The 17,924-nt window shown below is 61.5% G+C and carries 12 protein-coding genes; 11 read left to right on the top strand and 1 reads right to left on the bottom strand.

Annotated features, from left to right (window positions below; all coding sequences use genetic code 11):
• Positions 1–40 precede the first annotated feature (40 nt).
• The 11 genes from ACSQ2W_RS07510 to trxA all read left to right on the top strand — a co-directional run bounded on the left by ACSQ2W_RS07510 (position 41) and on the right by trxA (position 17,206).
• Positions 41–1,822, top strand: coding sequence for a stimulus-sensing domain-containing protein (locus ACSQ2W_RS07510; protein ID WP_436085694.1), 1,782 nt, complete (start codon positions 41–43; stop codon positions 1,820–1,822).
• On the top strand, positions 1,819–2,301 hold the full coding sequence (locus tag ACSQ2W_RS07515; protein ID WP_436085695.1) for an HPr kinase/phosphorylase: 483 nt from the start codon (positions 1,819–1,821) through the stop codon (positions 2,299–2,301). The genes ACSQ2W_RS07510 and ACSQ2W_RS07515 overlap by 4 nt, the downstream gene beginning before the upstream one ends.
• A 129-nt stretch (positions 2,302–2,430) precedes the next feature.
• Positions 2,431–2,832, top strand: coding sequence for a PTS sugar transporter subunit IIA (locus ACSQ2W_RS07520; RefSeq protein WP_018327133.1), 402 nt, complete (start codon positions 2,431–2,433; stop codon positions 2,830–2,832).
• The gene (locus ACSQ2W_RS07525) at positions 2,801–3,118 is read left to right on the top strand and encodes an HPr family phosphocarrier protein (RefSeq protein ID WP_436085696.1); all 318 of its coding nucleotides are present in this window, start codon (positions 2,801–2,803) and stop codon (positions 3,116–3,118) included. Before ACSQ2W_RS07520 ends, ACSQ2W_RS07525 begins: the two co-directional genes overlap by 32 nt.
• A gap of 230 nt (positions 3,119–3,348) precedes the next feature.
• Positions 3,349–4,749: an adenosylhomocysteinase gene (gene ahcY, locus ACSQ2W_RS07530; RefSeq protein WP_436085697.1), complete on the top strand. Its 1,401-nt coding sequence runs from the start codon at positions 3,349–3,351 to the stop codon at positions 4,747–4,749.
• Positions 4,750–5,253: 504 nt separating this feature from the next.
• Positions 5,254–7,734, top strand: coding sequence for an ATP-binding protein (locus tag ACSQ2W_RS07535; RefSeq protein WP_436085698.1), 2,481 nt, complete (start codon positions 5,254–5,256; stop codon positions 7,732–7,734).
• The gene (gene tsaE, locus ACSQ2W_RS07540) at positions 7,734–9,224 is read left to right on the top strand and encodes a tRNA (adenosine(37)-N6)-threonylcarbamoyltransferase complex ATPase subunit type 1 TsaE (RefSeq protein ID WP_436085699.1); all 1,491 of its coding nucleotides are present in this window, start codon (positions 7,734–7,736) and stop codon (positions 9,222–9,224) included. The genes ACSQ2W_RS07535 and tsaE overlap by 1 nt, the downstream gene beginning before the upstream one ends.
• 92 nt (positions 9,225–9,316) lie before the next feature.
• Positions 9,317–10,057: a nucleotidyltransferase family protein gene (locus ACSQ2W_RS07545; RefSeq protein WP_436085700.1), complete on the top strand. Its 741-nt coding sequence runs from the start codon at positions 9,317–9,319 to the stop codon at positions 10,055–10,057.
• Positions 10,054–13,239 (top strand): double-strand break repair protein AddB, encoded by a 3,186-nt coding sequence (gene addB / locus ACSQ2W_RS07550; RefSeq protein ID WP_436085701.1) that lies wholly within the window; start codon positions 10,054–10,056, stop codon positions 13,237–13,239. The genes ACSQ2W_RS07545 and addB overlap by 4 nt, the downstream gene beginning before the upstream one ends.
• Complete coding sequence (gene addA / locus ACSQ2W_RS07555) at positions 13,229–16,795, top strand: double-strand break repair helicase AddA (RefSeq protein WP_436085702.1); 3,567 nt, start codon at positions 13,229–13,231, stop codon at positions 16,793–16,795. The genes addB and addA overlap by 11 nt, the downstream gene beginning before the upstream one ends.
• 87 nt (positions 16,796–16,882) lie before the next feature.
• Complete coding sequence (gene trxA, locus ACSQ2W_RS07560; protein ID WP_018327141.1) at positions 16,883–17,206, top strand: thioredoxin; 324 nt, start codon at positions 16,883–16,885, stop codon at positions 17,204–17,206.
• A gap of 89 nt (positions 17,207–17,295) precedes the next feature.
• On the opposite strand, the gene ACSQ2W_RS07565 is transcribed toward trxA, so the two are convergent.
• Positions 17,296–17,895 carry a GNAT family N-acetyltransferase gene (locus ACSQ2W_RS07565; protein ID WP_436085703.1) on the bottom strand — a complete coding sequence of 200 codons (600 nt, stop codon included), beginning with the start codon at positions 17,893–17,895 and terminating at the stop codon, positions 17,296–17,298.
• Between the last annotated feature and the right edge of the window lie 29 nt (positions 17,896–17,924).

Here is a 17,924-nt window from a genome sequence, read left to right on the forward strand (position 1 = left end):
CCATTGATATGCAGGAGCCGCGCGAGCGGGAGTGGAAGGCTTGGTCGAAGTCTTGCGAAACATCGATGTGGAAGACAGCGACGTAAAATCCGCCTCCGGCCGGAAGTGGGCGCATCCCTTCACGCTGATTCGCCGCATCTTCGGCAATGCGGTGTTTTCGAGCCTGACGCGCCGTATCCTGTTCTTCAATCTGGTCGCGCTCGTCGTCCTTGTCGGCGGCATCATGTATCTGAACCAGTTCCGCGAAGGACTGATCGACGCGCGCGTCGAAAGCCTGTTGACGCAGGGCGAGATCATTGCCGGCGCCATCGCGGCTTCCGCGTCGGTCGATACCAACTCGATCACCATCGATCCGGAAAAGCTCTTGGAACTGCAGGCCGGACAGAGCATAACGCCGCTGCCGAGCGACGAGGATCTCGAATTTCCAATCAATCAGGAACGTGTGGCACCGGTTCTGCGGCGTTTGATCTCGCCGACCCGCACCCGCGCCCGCCTGTTCGACGCCGATGCAGACCTGCTCTTGGATTCACGCCACCTCTATACCGGCGGACAGGTGCTGCGTTTCGACCTGCCGCCGATCGAACCGGAATCGGTGACATGGTCCGAGCGGCTGAATTCGTGGTTCAATCGCGTCCTGCAGCCAGGCAACCTGCCGCTCTACAAGGAACCGCCAGGCGGCAACGGCGCCATCTATCCGGAGGTCATGAATGCACTGACCGGCGTCCGCGGCGCCGTCGTGCGCATGACCGAAAAGGGTGAACTGATCGTTTCTGTCGCGGTCCCCGTCCAGCGGTTCCGCGCCGTTCTCGGCGTTCTTCTTCTGTCGACGCAGGCCGGCGATATCGACAAGATCGTTCATGCCGAGCGGCTTGCCATCATCCGCGTCTTTGGTGTCGCAGCCTTGGTCAACGTCATCCTGTCCTTGCTGCTGTCGAGCACGATCGCCAATCCGCTGCGGCGCCTTTCGGCCGCGGCCATTCGCGTGCGGCGGGGCGGCGCCAAAGAGCGCGAGGAAATCCCGGATTTCTCCTCGCGCCAGGATGAGATCGGAAATCTTTCGGTTGCCCTGCGCGAAATGACCACGGCGCTGTACGACCGTATCGCCGCGATCGAGAATTTTGCCGCGGATGTCAGCCACGAACTGAAAAACCCGCTGACATCGTTGCGCAGCGCCGTCGAAACCCTGCCGCTCGCCCGTACGGACGATTCAAAGAAGCGGCTGATGGATGTCATCCAGCATGACGTGCGCCGCCTCGATCGCCTGATCAGCGATATCTCGGACGCTTCGCGGCTCGATGCCGAGCTTGCCCGCAGCGACGCCAAGGCCATCGATCTGGAGAAACTGGTCGGCGATCTCGTCGATATTTCCCGGCAGATACGCGGCGGCAAGAAACCGGTGCAACTCAGCTTTGTCGTCGAGCGCAAGGACAATCCGAGGGCCCGCTTCGATGTCGCCGGTTACGAACTCAGGATCGGCCAGATCATCACCAACCTCATCGAAAACGCCCGTTCCTTCGTGCCCGAGGAAGGCGGCCGCATCATCCTGCGCCTGACACGAACCCGCAGCCGCTGCCTGATCTATGTCGAGGACAACGGACCCGGCATCCAGGCAGAGGACATCGACCGGATCTTCGAACGCTTCTACACCGACCGGCCGGAAGGCGAGGATTTTGGCCAGAATTCGGGCCTCGGCCTGTCGATCTCTCGCCAGATCGCGGAAGCCCATGGCGGCTCTCTGAAAGCCGAGAACATGACGGACGCGAGCGGCAGGATCACCGGCGCGCGCTTCATCCTGTCGTTACCAGTCGAGACCAACGCATGACGGACGAAGCGGTCAATATTCACGCTACTGCCATCGTGCTCGGGACCCGTGGTTTCCTGTTCGTCGGCCCCTCCGGCGCAGGCAAGACGGCCTTGGCGCTCTCCTGTCTGGCGGCAGCGAGAGGAAGCGGATTGTTTGGCGCCCTGGTATCGGATGACCAGGTGCTGATCTCGGTGCGAAATGGCAGGGTCCTCGCCCGCCGGCCCGCCTCCATCGCCGGGTTGGCCGAGATCCGCGGCGCCGGCATTGTTCAGGTGGAGACGATAGCCGCCGCTGTGATGGATTTCGCCGTTCAGCCCGTCAAGTCGCCGTTTGAACCGCGCCTGGCGCCTGAAAACGAGGTGTTTGCCCTTCCGGCAGGCAATTTTTTACCCTTGTTGCGCCTTCCCTTCGGAGAAGGCTTGAATTCCTTCGAAATTTTGGGGCGTATTTTGCCTCAAAACGCCAATTTTCAAGGACAATGCTGCCTTCAAAAGTAGCATTTTTGGATTTTTAACTTGCACTTCGCCTTTTCCTTGCCAAGATGGCCGCCCCAAAGGTGGACGAAATTGCTGCATTGCGATATCTGACCATCGTAGATTAGCGGATGCAGTTGGAGCGGAGACATCATGATCGGACTTGTGCTTGTCACTCACGGCAAGCTGGCTGAAGAGTTTCGTCATGCGCTGGAGCATGTCGTTGGTCCGCAAAAGTCGATCGAGACTGTCTGCATCGGCCCTGAGGATGACATGGATCAACGCCGCCAGGATATCCTGGAAGCGGTTCTCTCGGCCGATGAAGGCAATGGCGTCATCATACTGACGGATATGTTCGGCGGAACGCCGTCCAATCTGGCGATCTCGGTGATGCAGAGCGGCACCGTCGAGGTCATCGCCGGCGTCAACCTACCCATGCTGATCAAGCTCGCCGGCGTCCGCGGCGAAAGCGATATGGACAAGGCACTCGTCGAAGCATCCGAAGCAGGCAGGAAGTATATCAATGTCGCAAGCCGTGTCCTCAGTGGCAAATAGCGAAGTGGCCTCAGTGGCGCTTTCCCGCGAATTGCTGATCATCAACAAGCGAGGGCTGCATGCCCGCGCTTCCGCCAAGTTCGTCCAGACGGTGGAAGACTACGACGCCGAGATCCAGGTCTCGAAAGACGGCATGACCGTCGGCGGTACGTCGATCATGGGGCTGATGATGCTTGCCGCCAGCACTGGCTGTTCCATCTCCGTCGTCGCCAGCGGCCGGCAGGCCCAGGAGGCGCTCGACGCCCTCGACGCGCTGGTCGCCGACAAGTTCGGCGAGGAAATCTGAGCTTCCTTTTTTTGTTCGGATGAGCCGGTTCCGCGTTCGATCGGAAATCGGCTCACCAAGAGACATAAAGATATAAAGACTTCTTTATGTCCTGTTGCTCCCTTTCATGAATCCTGCTAGGTGAGAACCAAACTTCTCGGCTCCCTGCCGGAAGTGCGAATTTCAGTGCGCCCTGCCCGGATCGTAAACACGTCAGGTCCCGGTGCATGGCCTCAAGCCCGGAGAGCTTCATGAGCACGACGAACGACTATCTGGTTGCGGACATCGGCCTTGCCGATTTCGGCCGCAAGGAAATCACCATTGCCGAGACGGAAATGCCGGGCCTGATGGCCTGCCGCGAGGAATTCGGTGCGAAGAAGCCGCTGAAGGGCGCGCGTATCACCGGTTCGCTGCACATGACCATCCAGACGGCCGTGCTGATCGAAACGCTGGTTGCACTCGGTGCCGAGGTCCGCTGGGCATCGTGCAACATCTTCTCCACCCAGGACCACGCCGCCGCGGCGATCGCCGCCAGTGGCGTTCCGGTCTTCGCCGTCAAGGGCGAGACGCTGGAGGAATACTGGACCTACACCGACCGGATCTTCCAGTGGGCCGATGGCGGCGTCTCCAACATGATCCTCGATGATGGCGGCGACGCCACCATGTATATCCTGCTCGGCGCCCGCGCCGAGGCCGGCGAGGACGTGCTGTCAAGCCCGAGCTCGGAAGAAGAGGAAATCCTCGTCGCCCAGATCAAGAAGCGCCTTGCCTCCTCCCCGGGCTGGTTTACCAAGCAGCGCGACGCGATCAAGGGCGTGACCGAGGAAACCACCACCGGTGTCAATCGTCTCTACCAGCTCCATGCCAAGGGCCTCTTGCCCTTCCCGGCGATCAACGTCAACGATTCGGTCACCAAGTCGAAATTCGACAACAAGTACGGCTGCAAGGAATCGCTGGTCGATGGCATCCGCCGCGGCACCGACGTGATGATGGCCGGCAAGGTCGCCGTCGTCTGCGGTTACGGCGATGTCGGCAAGGGTTCGGCAGCCTCGCTGTCGGGCGCTGGCGCCCGCGTCAAAGTCACCGAAGTCGACCCGATCTGCGCCCTGCAGGCCGCCATGGATGGCTATGAAGTCGTGCGGCTCGAAGATGTCGTCTCGACCGCCGATATCTTCATCACCACGACCGGCAACAAGGACGTCATCCGCATGGACCACATGCGTGAGATGAAGGACATGGCGATCGTCGGCAATATCGGCCACTTCGACAACGAGATCCAGGTTTCCGCTCTGCGCAACCTGAAATGGACCAATGTCAAGCCGCAGGTCGATCTGATCGAGTTCCCGAAGGGCAACCGGATGATCCTTCTCTCGGAAGGCCGCCTGCTCAATCTCGGCAACGCCACCGGCCATCCGTCCTTCGTCATGTCGGCGTCGTTCACCAACCAGGTTCTGGCCCAGATCGAGCTCTTCACCAAGGGCGAACAGTATGACAAGAACGTCCACATCCTGCCCAAGCACCTCGACGAGAAGGTTGCCCGCCTTCATCTCGGCAAACTCGGCGTCAAGCTGACGGAACTTTCGGAAGAACAGGCCAACTATATTGGCGTGAAGCCGCAGGGTCCGTTCAAGGCTGAACACTACCGCTATTAATCCTTATCCGGATAATCCACAACATATAGAGGCCGCGATCTTGACAGTAGATCGCGGCCTCTTTTTTTGCCTCGCCCTTTCCGACGATTCGCCGAAGGCGTATGTTTTTGGGACAATGATTCGTGACAAAGATGCGGTACAGACCGTCGCGAATGGGATGTCTTGTCGTTTATGCGGCAAACGGACGGAGACATCCCGGGCTGCAATCGAAATTGAACGAGGCCTGCCGACGGCAGGATTTCGATTTGGCACGACGTGGCGATTTGCAACCGGCCTCCTGCATTAATTCCTTAGATCAGAATCGATTTAAGGACAAAATTATGCGGCAGGTCAAACTGTTGCAGGGCCGCGTGTCCGAACGGACGCGTAGCCCTGCAAAGACCTTGTACAGGCTCCGCCGAAAGGTCGGGGCACGCTTCAAGGTGTTGAAGACACGTGAGATCGTCCATGATTCGGTTTTTTCGGATCATGGCATCCTATGTGATGCAAACGGGGAAGCATGCCATGGAAACAGGTCCTTCGAAACGCGCTGGTGGCCGGATTCCGTCCTTGCTGCGCCGGTTCATGGCGAGTTCCGCGCTTGCGATCGGCGCCGGCCCTGCCCTTGCGGCGGCTGGCGACATCACCACGGCGAGTGTTTTCCACTCCTCCGAAGTCGTCACGTTTTCCGTCCTGATCGGGGTGATCTCGGCGGCAATGATTTCCGCCATCTGGCTGATCCGCCAGCGCGGCAGTATCGAAACGGACAACCGCGAGCTGAACGCGGCGCTGGCCGACGCCAATCACAAGATTTCGCGTTTTCAGGCCCTGATCGCCGACAAGAACCGCCGTATCGTCGTCTGGGAGGGGCTGTCAAACAAGCCGGAGTTCCTGGGACATCTGCCTGCCGAAACGGGCGCTCCGCAGGATGACCGCGATTTCCTCGCGTTCGGCCGCTGGATCAAATCCCAGTCTGCCTCCGAGCTCGAAAAGGCTATCGAGCTTTTGCGTTCCAGTGCCCAGAGCTTCGATCTGATCGTCGAAACAACCCGCGGCGAGATCATCGAGACCCAGGGCCGTGTCTCCGGTGGCCGGGCATTCGTGCGCTTCGTCGCACTCAACAATTTGCGCGCAGAACTCGCCGAAATGAAACTGGAGCGGGATCGCCTGCATGGATCGCTGCTCAGTCTTCAGACGCTGCTCGATGCGATCGATCTGCCGGTCTGGCAGCGCGGGGCCGACGGCACGCTCCTTTGGGCCAATGAAGCCTACGCGGATGCGGTCGATTCCGTCAATCCGGCTGTCGCGGTGAAGGAAAACCGCGAGCTTCTGGCGACGGTAGCGCGCGAAAAAATCCGAGCGCTCAGCACCTATGATTCCGCTTATCGCGAAAAAGTCTCCACCGTGGTTCGCGGCAACCGGACATTCTTCGACGTCGTGGATGCCAGAAGCCCGGCCGGATCGGCCGGCATGGCGATCAATGTCTCGGATGTCGAGGCCGTTCGCGAGGAACTGAACCGGACCCTGAAAAGCCACGCCGAGACACTCGATCAACTGGCCACCCCCGTTGCGATCTTCGATGGTAGCCAGCGCCTGCAGTTCTACAACCAGGCCTTCCAGAGGCTCTGGGATCTCGACATGGGCTTCCTGGAACGAAAGCCGGGCAACGGCGAGATTCTCGACCGGCTGCGCGCTGCCGCAAAGCTGCCTGAGCAATTAAACTGGAAGCAGTGGAAAGAAAATGCCCTCGCCGTCTATCAGGCGATCGACACGCAATCCGACCTCTGGCACCTGCCGAACGGCCAGACGCTGCGCGTTTTCGCAACGGCCCGGCCGCAGGGCGGCGCGACCTGGGTGTTTGAGAACCTGACGGAGAAGGTCGATCTCGAAACCCGCTACAATACGCTGGTGCAGGTTCAGGGCGAGACCATCGACCACCTGTCCGAAGGCGTTGCCGTGTTCGGGCCGGATGGACGCATCAAGCTGTCCAACCCGGCCTTCCGCGCGCTGTGGGGCGTCACCGAGGCGGAAGCCAAGCCCGGCACGCACATCCGCGCCATCGAGCAGGTCTGCGCGCCGTCCTACGACCGGCCGGACGGCTGGAAGCGGTTCTCGCATCTCATTACCAGCTTCGACGACGAGCGGCCGTCCTGCCAGGGCATCCTCGAACTGCGTACCGGTCTCATTCTGGATTTTGCCGTCATCCCGCTGCCGAATGCGCAGACCATGCTGACCTTCGTCAACATCACCGACAGCGTGCGCGTCGAGCGGGCACTGACCGAGAAGAACGAGGCGCTGCGGATGGCCGACCACCTGAAGAACGACTTCGTCCAGCACGTCTCCTACGAGCTGCGCTCGCCGCTGACCAACATCATCGGCTTTGCCGATCTTTTGAAGACGCCCGCCTTCGGCATGTTGACCGAGAGGCAAGCAGAATATGTCGACCATATCTCCACCTCGTCCTCGTTACTGCTGACGATCGTCAACGACATTCTCGATCTCGCCACCGTTGATGCAGGCATCGTCGAGCTCGACCTGTCGGAAATCAACCTGACCGACTTCCTCGACGAAGTCTCTCTTCAGATGGCCGATCGGCTGCAGGAAAGCGCCGTGACGCTGCAGATCGATACGCCCGACATGCTCGGCCTGTTCGTCGCCGACCATCAACGGCTGAAGCAGATCCTTATCAAGCTCCTGACCAATGCCGCCAATTTCGCGCCCGACGGCAGCACCGTCAGCCTGAAATGCCGCCGCGACGGCAGTGATTTCGTCTTCAGCGTGACCGACAACGGCCCCGGCATCCCACAGGACGTTCTCGATACCGTGTTCAACCGGTTCGAAAGCCATGGGACACGCGGCGGCGCCGGTCTTGGTCTTTCCATCGTCGAGAGCTTTGTCAGCCTGCATCATGGTAGGGTGTCGATCCGCAGTCACGAGGGCGAAGGAACGGAAGTGACGTGCCGCATCCCCTCGGGCGACCTTCCGAAATTCGCAGCGGCGGAATGATGCGGGACATTACACTTTTCCTGAAAGACGAGGCTGCGACCATCCAACTCGGCGAGGACCTGGCGCTGGCCTTGAAGCCGGGCGACTGCCTGGCGCTCTCCGGCGACCTCGGCGCCGGCAAATCGACGCTTGCCCGCGCCTTCCTGCGCGCCATGGCCGACGACGAGACGCTTGAAGTGCCAAGCCCCACCTTCACCCTGGTGCAAAGCTACGATCTGCGCATTCCCGTTTCACATTTCGACCTCTACCGGCTGGCGGACGTGTCCGAGCTCGACGAACTCGGTCTCGACGAAGCACTCTCCGACGGCATCTGCCTGGTGGAATGGCCTGAAAACGCGCTGTCGGCGCTGCCAAAGACTCGGCTCACCGCCACCTTTTCCCACCTTGACGATGGTCGTCGCGTCACCATCTCCGGCGACCTGATGGCCTTGTCGCGGGTCAAGCGCAGCCTGGCAATTCGGTCCTTCCTGGAAGACCGTGGATATGGCAACGCAAGGCGCCGGCATCTCAGTGGCGATGCGTCGGCACGCGCCTATGAACGGATTCTGGTCGAGGGGCAGCCAGTGAGACTTCTGATGGATTCGGCCCGCCACAAACCCGGTCCGATCCTGCAGGATGGCAAATATTACCAGCAGCTCGCCCATCTCGCCGAAGATGTCGTCGCCTTCGTCGCGATTGCTCGCGACATTCGGAACAAGGGATTTTGCGCCCCCGACGTTTACGAAGCCGATCTCGACACCGGCATTCTCCTGATCGAAAATCTCGGCAGTGAGGGCATCCTCGACGCAGACGGGCAGCCGGTTGCCGAGCGCTATCTCGAAAGCGTGCGAATGCTTGCGCATCTGCATGCGCAGCCGGTGACTCGCGACATACCGCTGTCCGAGACCATCACGCACCACATCCCCGATTTCGATCGCGCGGCGATGAAGATCGAAACCAGTCTGTTGATCGACTGGTATCTTCCCTGGAAGCGTGGAGAGAACGCGTCCGATGCCGAGCGCGACACGTATTTTTTGGTTTGGGATTCACTGATCGAGCTCCTTGGCGCGTCGGAAAAGAAGCTGCTGCTGCGCGATTTCCATTCGCCGAACATTATCTGGCGCGACGATTGCTCAGGCTTCGACCGCGTCGGCATCATCGATTTCCAGGACGCGATGATCGGCCCTACAGCCTATGACGTAGCCTCGATCACGCAGGATGCGCGGGTGACGATCAAGCCGGACCTCTGCGGCGAGATGCTCTCGCTCTACTGCTCGGAACGCCACGCTCTCGGCGATTTCGATGAAATGACGTTCCGGCGCGACTGGCATCTCATGTCGGCACAGCGCAACTGTAAGCTTGTCGGCATCTGGGTCCGGCTGATGCAGCGCGACGGCAAGCCCTTCTACATGAAGCACATGCCGCGGACATTTTCCTATCTTCAGGTGGCGCTCGAACACGAAGCGCTCGCGCCCTTGCGCGAATGGTGCATAAAGGCTGGAATCCTTTAAAGCGCAACGCGTCAAACTTGACGCGCAAAGGTCGCTATAACACTTTGAAACCCGAATCACCGGTCAGGAATTCAGTGGATCACGTGCTGCCTATGCCCATCAAGAACGCCATGGTGCTTGCCGCGGGACTTGGCACCCGGCTGCGGCCCATTACCGATACCATGCCGAAACCGCTGGTGCCCATCGCCGGGAAGCGGATGATAGACTACGTGCTCGATGCGATCGAGGGTGCCGGTGTCGAGACGGCGGCGGTCAACGTCCACCATTTCGCCGACCAGATGGAAGCGTATCTGAAGGATAGACGCCGGCCCAGGATCGTCATTTCCGACGAGCGGGCTGCGCTGATGAATTCCGGCGGCGGTCTTGCCAAGGGCTTGAAACTGCTCGACGACGGCCCTGTCCTCGTCATGAACGCCGATCTCTTCTGGGTCGGCGAAAAGCCGGACGCGCCTTCCAATCTCGAGCGTCTTGCATCGTTCTTCGATCCGGAAACCATGGACATGGCGCTGCTGTGCGTGCGCAACGAAGACACGACCGGGCATAACGGCAAGCTGGATTTCTCGCTCGATCCACAGGGCCGCCTTTCCCGCTACAAGGAAGGCATGGAAAATCCGGTCGTCTATGCGGGCGCGATCGCCCTGCATAGCCGGCTTTTCGCCGATGCTCCAGAGAACGCCTTCAACCTGAACATCTATTTCGACAAGGCGATCGAGAGAGACAGGCTGTTCGGCATCGTGCTCGAAGGCCATTGGCTCACCGTTGGAACGCCGGAAGCGATCGACGAGGCCGAGGAGGCGATCCGCCGCTTCCAGACGAGGGCCGTGACGACGTGACGGAAACTCTTTCCAACGTCTTCACCATTCCGCCCGGTCTTCCCTTCCTGAAGACGTTGGTCGAAAAACTGTGTTCCGGTGAACTGGTGCCCGGTTTCCGCTATGCGGAAGCCGATCCGCTGGCCCTTGCCGGTATCACGATCTTCGTGCCGACCCGCCGCTCGGCGCGCGTATTGCGCTCGGAACTGGTCGATTGCCTCGGCGGCGGCTCGGCCATCCTGCCGATGATCCGGGCACTGGGCGAAACCGACGATGACAGTGGGTTCTTCGATGCGGAAATCCCGGCGATCCTCGATCTGGCGCCGCCTTTGCCGAACACCGCCCGGCTGATCGAGCTTGGCCGCCTCATCCTCGCCTGGCGCAACCAGCTGCCGAAGGCCGTGGTCGATGTGCACGCGGAAAGCCCGCTTATAGCCCCTGCAAGCCCTGCCGACGCGATCTGGCTCGCCCGCAATCTCTCCGAGATCATCGACGCGATGGAAACCGAGGAGCTGGATTGGGAGGCGCTCGACAATCTCGATGCAAACGATCATGCGCTGTGGTGGCAGCTAACCCTCGAATTCCTTAAAATCGCCCGCACCTACTGGCCGGCGCGGCTGGAGGAACTCAAGCAATCGTCGCCCGCCCGGCACCGCAACGCCATCCTCGAGGCAGAGACCCAGCGCATTGCCGCCGGCAAGGTGACCGGCCCCATCATCATTGCCGGATCTACCGGCTCCATCCCCGCAACGGCCAAGCTGATCGCCGCTGTGCAGAAAGTGCCGAACGGCACCATCGTGCTGCCCGGGCTTGACCAGACGATGAGCGATGCGCAATGGACGACGATCGCGCCGGAAACAGCGAAACTCACCGGTGATCCGGCCAGCCGCAGCCATCCGCAATACGGATTCGTCCGCTTGCTGAAGCGCATGGACATCAACCGCAGCGACGTCCAGCCGCTCGGCGCCGCGGACGCTGACCTCGATTATCGCGCGGAAATGATGTCCCACGCGCTCTTGCCGGTGCAGGCAACGAGCAGCTGGACAGCTCTTCGTGCCGCCGTCGATCAGGGCCGGCTTACGGCGGCCTTTGCGGATGCAGCGTTGATCGAAACCGCCAATGAGCGTGAGGAGGCGACAGCGATCGCCATCGCGCTTCGGCTAGCGCTCCACGGCAGCGAGGAAACCCAGGCCGCACTGATCACGCCCGACCGCGACCTTGCCCGCCGAGTGGCGGCAGAGCTCCTGCGTTTTGGCATCGAGGCCGATGATTCGGCCGGTACGCCGCTTTCGGCCACCGACCCCGGCAGCCTGATGCGGCTGCTTCTCGAAGCCGCGCTGCGGCCAGGCGATCCGGTCTCGATCACAGCGCTGTTGAAGCATCCGCTGGCACGCTTTGGCCTGCCTGCCGATGTCATGAACGCTGCGGCAGACACGCTGGAACTGATGGCGCTGCGCGGCGGCACCGGTAGCGCCGACATTTCCGAACTTGAGGTCCTTCTCGATGAGGCGCTGCGGCGCGAGACCGGCAAAAAACATCTGCCGGAATGGCGAGGCCGGATCGACGACACGGCGATCATGCAGGCGCGAGACCTTGCCTGGCGGATCGCCGCCGCGACGGAACCTATGGCGGGCACGCTAGTGCGCCACCACAGAAGCGGGCGCGGCCTGACGGCGGCCCTGACGCTTGCCGAATGGGCGGAAAAAACCGGCGTGGCGCTGGAGGCGGTTGCCGTCGACGAACACGGCAGTCTTGCCGGCCTGTGGTCGGGTGAAGCCGGCGAAGCGTTGGCGACGCTTCTGCGCTCCGTCATCGATACCGACGGTCAGCTGACAGCCGATGGACCACAATGGAGCGACATCATGGAGGCGCTCTCAGCGAGCGAGGCGATCAAGCCGCGCTCCATGCGTCATCCCCGTGTCTTCATCTTCGGCGCCCTGGAATCGCGCCTGCAAAGCGTCGATCTCGTCGTTCTCGGCGGCATGAACGAGGGCACGTGGCCCGGACAGACGTCCAACGATCCATTCCTGTCGCGCACCATGAAAACATCCATCGGCCTGGAACCGCCGGAGCGGCGCATCGGCCAGCTGGCCCATGATTTCCAGATGGCTTGCGGCACCCGCAAGCTGATCCTGGCGCGGGCGATGCGCAAGGGTGCCACACCGACCGTCGCCTCCCGCTGGCTGCAACGGCTTCTCGCCGTCGGCGGTCATGATTTCGCAGCGAAACTGCGCGAGAATGGCAAGGATTATCATCATTGGGCGAGCATGCTCGACAGGGGCGTTACGCAGCCACTGGCGACCCGCCCGGAGCCGAGACCTTCGCCCGAGCTGCAGCCACGCAGCTATTCCTTCAGCGAGGTCGCCCGCCTGCGGCGCGATCCCTATGCTGTCTATGCCAAGCGGATTCTGCGCCTGCAGCCGATCGATCCGTTTAACCGCGATCCGGGTGCGGCCGAGCGCGGCACACTCTATCACAAGATCGTCGAACGTTTCGTCCGCGCCGATCTCGATCCCGCGTCGCCGAAAGCGACGCAGGAAATGAGCCGGCTGATCAACGAAGCCTTCGACGAGCAGGCGCTGCCCGCCCATATCGACGTCGTCTGGCGGCCGCGCTTTGCCGCCGTCGGCAAGGCGTTCATCGAGTGGGAAATCGCCCGCCACGCCGATATCCGGAAATCCTATACGGAGCTCTATGCCTCGATGGAGATCGGTGTCGAGGATATCAAGCTGACCGGCATTGCCGACCGTATCGATATTCTCGGCGATGGCGGAGCCGTTCTGATCGACTACAAGACCGGTTCCAGCCCCTCGGTCAACGAGGCGCGTGCGCTGCTTGATCCGCAACTGGCGCTCGAGGCGGCCGCGCTGAAGGCCGGCGCCTTCAAGCACGCGGGCGCGCGACATCCGCAGTCGCTGGTCTATGTCCGCCTGAAACCCGGCGAACGATTTAAACCTGAGGAAGTCAACAACGAACACGTCAAGGCGCGCGGCAATGTCGAAACCAAGTCGGCAAACCAATTGGCAGACGAATCGCTGAAGGAGCTGAAGGGGCTCCTCACCGCCCTGATGAACGGCAAATACGGCTTTGCCTCACGCGTGATTGTGCAGAAAGAGCGCGACTACGGCGGCGAGTATGATCATCTTGCCCGTGTTGCCGAATGGGCGACAGCCGAAGGCGAGGAGGATGCCAATGAGGGATGACGATTTTGGTCCTCTCGAGCCCTCCCCTCAAGGCTGGCTCGACTGGACGTCCTCCAAGCAGGCGCTTGCTTCCGATCCCGCCCGTTCGGCCTGGGTGTCGGCCAATGCCGGCTCGGGCAAGACGCATGTGCTGACGCAGCGCGTCATCCGGCTACTCTTATCCGGCTGCCGGCCGTCTGCCATTCTCTGCCTGACCTATACCAAGGCTGCCGCGTCGGAAATGTCCAACCGCGTATTCGAGCGATTGGCCGAGTGGGTGACGCTCGACGACGAGGCGCTGGATGACCGGATTGCGGCGATCGAGGGCGAGCGTCCGGATCTCTTGAAACGCCAGGAAGCGCGGCGCCTGTTTGCCCGGGCACTGGAAACGCCGGGCGGGCTGAAGATCCAGACGATCCACGCTTTCTGCGAAGCGCTGCTGCACCAGTTTCCACTCGAAGCCAATGTTGCCGGTCATTTCTCGGTGCTCGACGACCGTGCTTCCGCGACGCTTCTTGCCGATGCCCGCCGCGCGCACCTCACAGCCACGGCAAGCGAGGAGGACCGCGAACTGACGGAAGCCTTTGCGACCGTTCTCGATCTCGCCGACGATACCGGGCTCGAAAAGCTACTGACGGCAATCGTCGCCAACCGCACCGCCATTCAGTCATTCCTCGATGAAGCCAACCACAAGGGCGGTATCGATCAGGCACTTCGATCGGCGCTCGGTCTCGCGCCCGGCGAAACGTCGGAGGCGGCGATAGCCGGATTCTGGCCCTTGCCAGGTCTCAACGGTGCGGCACTGGAGCGCTATGTCGGCATCGCACTTGCCACAGGCGGCACGAAGGCTATCGAATTCGCCGAAGGTCTTCGCGCCGTCGCCAAGCTCGCCGATCCGTTGCAACGCTTCAACATGCTGCGAGACCTGTTCTACACGCAGAACAGCAAGATGAAGGCGGATTCGGCGTTCATCTCCAAACCGATCCGCGACAAGGCACCGGATCTGGAGCCTCTTGTCCTCGCCGCCCGCGAACATATTGCCGCCTCCATGGATCGTCTCAACCTGGTCGCTATGTTCGAGGCGACGAATGCGGCCCTCACGCTCGCTGACCGGTTGAACGGCGACTACGAGGACATCAAGAAAAGCCGCAGCCAGCTGGATTTCGACGACCTGATCAACCGCACCGCGGCGCTGCTTTCGCGCGGCGATGTCAGCGCGTGGGTCCACTACAAGCTCGATCAGGGCATCGACCACATTCTGGTCGATGAAGCGCAGGATACGAGCCCCGTGCAGTGGACCATCATCCAGTCGCTGGCGAAGGATTTCTTCTCCGGCGAAACAGCGCGTGGTGGTAACCGTACGATGTTTGCCGTCGGCGACGAGAAGCAATCGATCTACTCCTTTCAGGGTGCGCGACCGGAGCGCTTCTCGGACGAGAGCATCGAGACGGAAAAGCGCGTACGTCACAGCGGCCGGGCCTTCAGCCCGATCCGGCTGCAGCTTTCCTTCCGCTCGACCGAGGACGTCCTGTCCGCCGTCGATACGGTGTTCGAAAACCCGCTGCACGCTCGCGGCCTCAGCGCCCGGCGCGATGCGGTCGTGCATGCGTCCAACCGCATCGGTCATCCGGGACTGGTCGAGGTATGGGATGCGATCGCGCCCGCAGACAGCATTCAGGAGGACGATTGGACCGCAGCCTTCGACGCGACGCCCGAGGATGCGCCAGCTAACATTCTTGCCCAACGTATCGCCGCTGTGCTCGCCGACTGGATCGGCAAGGAAACGGTGATCGAAAAAGGCATCAGGCGGCCGATGCAGCCGGGCGACGTCATCGTTCTCGTGCGCAAGCGAGATGCCTTCGTCAACGCTCTCACCCGGGCTTTGAAAACACGCCGCAACATTCCGGTTGCCGGAGCCGACCGGCTGGTTCTCACCAACCATATCGCCGTGCAGGACCTGATGGCACTTGGACGCTTCGTGCTCTTGCCCCAGGACGACCTTTCGCTCGCCGCCGTGCTCAAAAGCCCGTTGTTCAATCTGAGCGAAGACGACGTCCGCGATTTGGCAGTCGACCGCCCGCTCTCTGTCAGCGTCTGGCAACGCCTGCAGGAATTCGGCGCCGACGAGGGGGCGCGCTACAATGCGGCCCTGCAAAAGCTGCAGCGATACAGGGCATTGTCGCGCACTCTGCCTGTCCATGATTTCTACGCCCGTATCCTCGGTCATGACGGCGGCCGGGCCGCTTTCCTCGGCCGGCTCGGAACCGAAGTCAGCGACATTCTCGATGAATTCCTGACCTTTGCGCTTGATCACGAGAAAAACGGGCTGCCGGGCCTGCAGGCCTTCATTTCCGGTCTCGAAATGGAAGCACCGACGGTCAAGCGCGAGCAGGACAAGGAGCGCAACGAGGTGCGCATCATGACCGTGCATGCCGCCAAGGGGCTGGAGGCGCCGGTGGTGTTCCTGGTCGATGGCGGCGGCAAGGCGTTCAATTCGCAGCACGTGTCCGGTCTTCGGCTGATCCAGCCGGACGATCACAAGACTGACAATCCGCTCCCCGTCTGGCGGCCGCCGGGTGCCGCGTCCAACACCTTGATCGACGCGGACACCGCTCGGCTGAAGACTGCAGCCGAAGAAGAATATCGCCGGCTTCTTTATGTCGGCATGACACGGGCCGCCGACCGGCTGGTCGTCTGCGGCTATCAGGGCAAACGGGCCAATCCCGAAAGCTGGCATGCCATGGTAACGACCAGCCTGTCCGGCGACGAACGTGGTCGCAGCACGCCGCGGACCTTCGCCGCAGGCAATCAGGAATGGACGGGCTATTCGTGGCAGACTTCCTCCGCCGCGCGCGACCTGAAGACGCAGGATGCTGGCAAGGAAGCTGCAGATACGCGCCCGGTGGGTTTGCCGGCCGCGCTTCTTAAGCCCTTGCCGCCGCAACGACATCTGCCCCGTCCGTTAAGCCCTTCCGGCGCAGGCGCCGTGATTGACGAGGACGAGCCCGGCGCCATTGTCGGTTCGGCGCTGTTCTCGCAAAAAGCCGGCGCCAACCGGTCGCTGCTGCGCGGCGCGATCCTGCACCGGTTCCTGCAGGTGCTGCCGTCGATCGCGCCAGAGGAACGGTCCGCCGCCGCCGAGCGCTACCTGGCGCGCTCCGTGCCGCGCTGGTCCGCAAGCGAGCGGCAGGCACTGACGGCTTCGGTCTTCAGCGTGATCGACCGTCCGGAACTGACCGCACTGTTTTCCGCGACGAGCCGCGCGGAAGTGTCGGTGATGGGTACGTTGAAGCTCGGCGCGCGCGATTTCGCCGTATCCGGCCGCATCGACCGGCTAGCAGTCTCCGGCAAGACGGTCATCCTCGCCGATTTCAAGACCAACCGGGAGGTACCCGCTTCGGCGGAGGATGTGCCCTTCGTCTACCGGGCGCAGCTGGCGATTTACCGCGCGCTGCTCGCGCCACTTTATCCGGATCACGCCTTCCAATGCGTGCTGATCTACACGGAGGGACCGGCGGTGCTGACTTTGCCGCGGGAGATGCTGGACAGGAGCCTTGTGGAGCTCTCGAAGAAGTGAGATACCGAATATTGAAAAAGATGCGTTCCGCTATCACATCTTCACCAACCGTTCGAAGAACGCCGATTTCGAAACAAGGAGCAGCCTATGGCTACCGTAAAAGTCGATACCTCCAATTTTCAGGATGAAGTGCTGAATGCCGCCGAGCCGGTCATCGTGGATTTCTGGGCCGAATGGTGCGGCCCCTGCAAGATGATCGCCCCGAGCCTCGAAGAACTTTCCGTTGAACTTGCCGGCAAGGTGAAGGTTGCCAAGGTCAACATCGACGAAAACCCGGAAATCGCTGCCCAGTACGGCGTGCGCTCCATTCCGACACTCGCCATGTTCAAGGCCGGCGAAGTCTCCGACATCAAGGTCGGCGCTGCTCCCAAGACCGCGCTGTCGTCCTGGATTTCCAACGCAGCCGCTTAAGTTCTGATTTTGGAACAATTGAAAAAGCCCGGGAGACCGGGCTTTTTTGTTGCTTGCGCCCACGGGCGCCGCTGAGGCGGTTTCCCTGGTCAGACGCCGTGGCGCGGCATATCCAACAGCGGGACATGAGGCGCGGCAGTCTTTGGCAGCAGACCCGTCAGGCGTGGATCGTCGTGGACCTCGACCATCAGGGCGTAGGGCCTAAATCCCGATCGCTGATAGAATGCAAAGGCGGCGGGATGATCGAAGTTGCACGTGTGGAGCCAGAAACGATCAATCGGCTGGGTCCATGCTTTGGCAATCGCCTCATTCATGAGAAAGCGCCCGACGCCCTTGCCGATCGCGTCCCTGGCCAAGCCGAAAAAGACAAGCTCGCATTCACCCGACACACGAAAGTCGAGTTCCAGAAGGCCGATGTGCCGTTCCCCGTCCTGCAGAGCATACACCTCGACGGCGGGATCGGAGAGTATTGCCCGCACTGCGTCATCGTCCATCTCAAGGCGAGACACCCACATCCAGTCCTCCCCGATCAGCCGAAACAGCCGCCGGTAGTCCTGGAGATCCTCGGCGGTCAGACGCGCCAGAGCGAGTGGAGCGCCAACAATAGTGGCATTCTCCGGCCGCGCGCGCATCTCTAGGAAAGTGACCGCGTTGGCAATCTTGCCCGGCGGGACCGGCGAATAGCCCATTGGCAATTCAGGATTCGTGTTCATTCGCT

The sequence above is a fragment of the Pararhizobium sp. LjRoot255 genome, assembly GCF_964252905.1.
Classification (GTDB): Bacteria; Pseudomonadota; Alphaproteobacteria; order Rhizobiales; family Rhizobiaceae; genus Pararhizobium.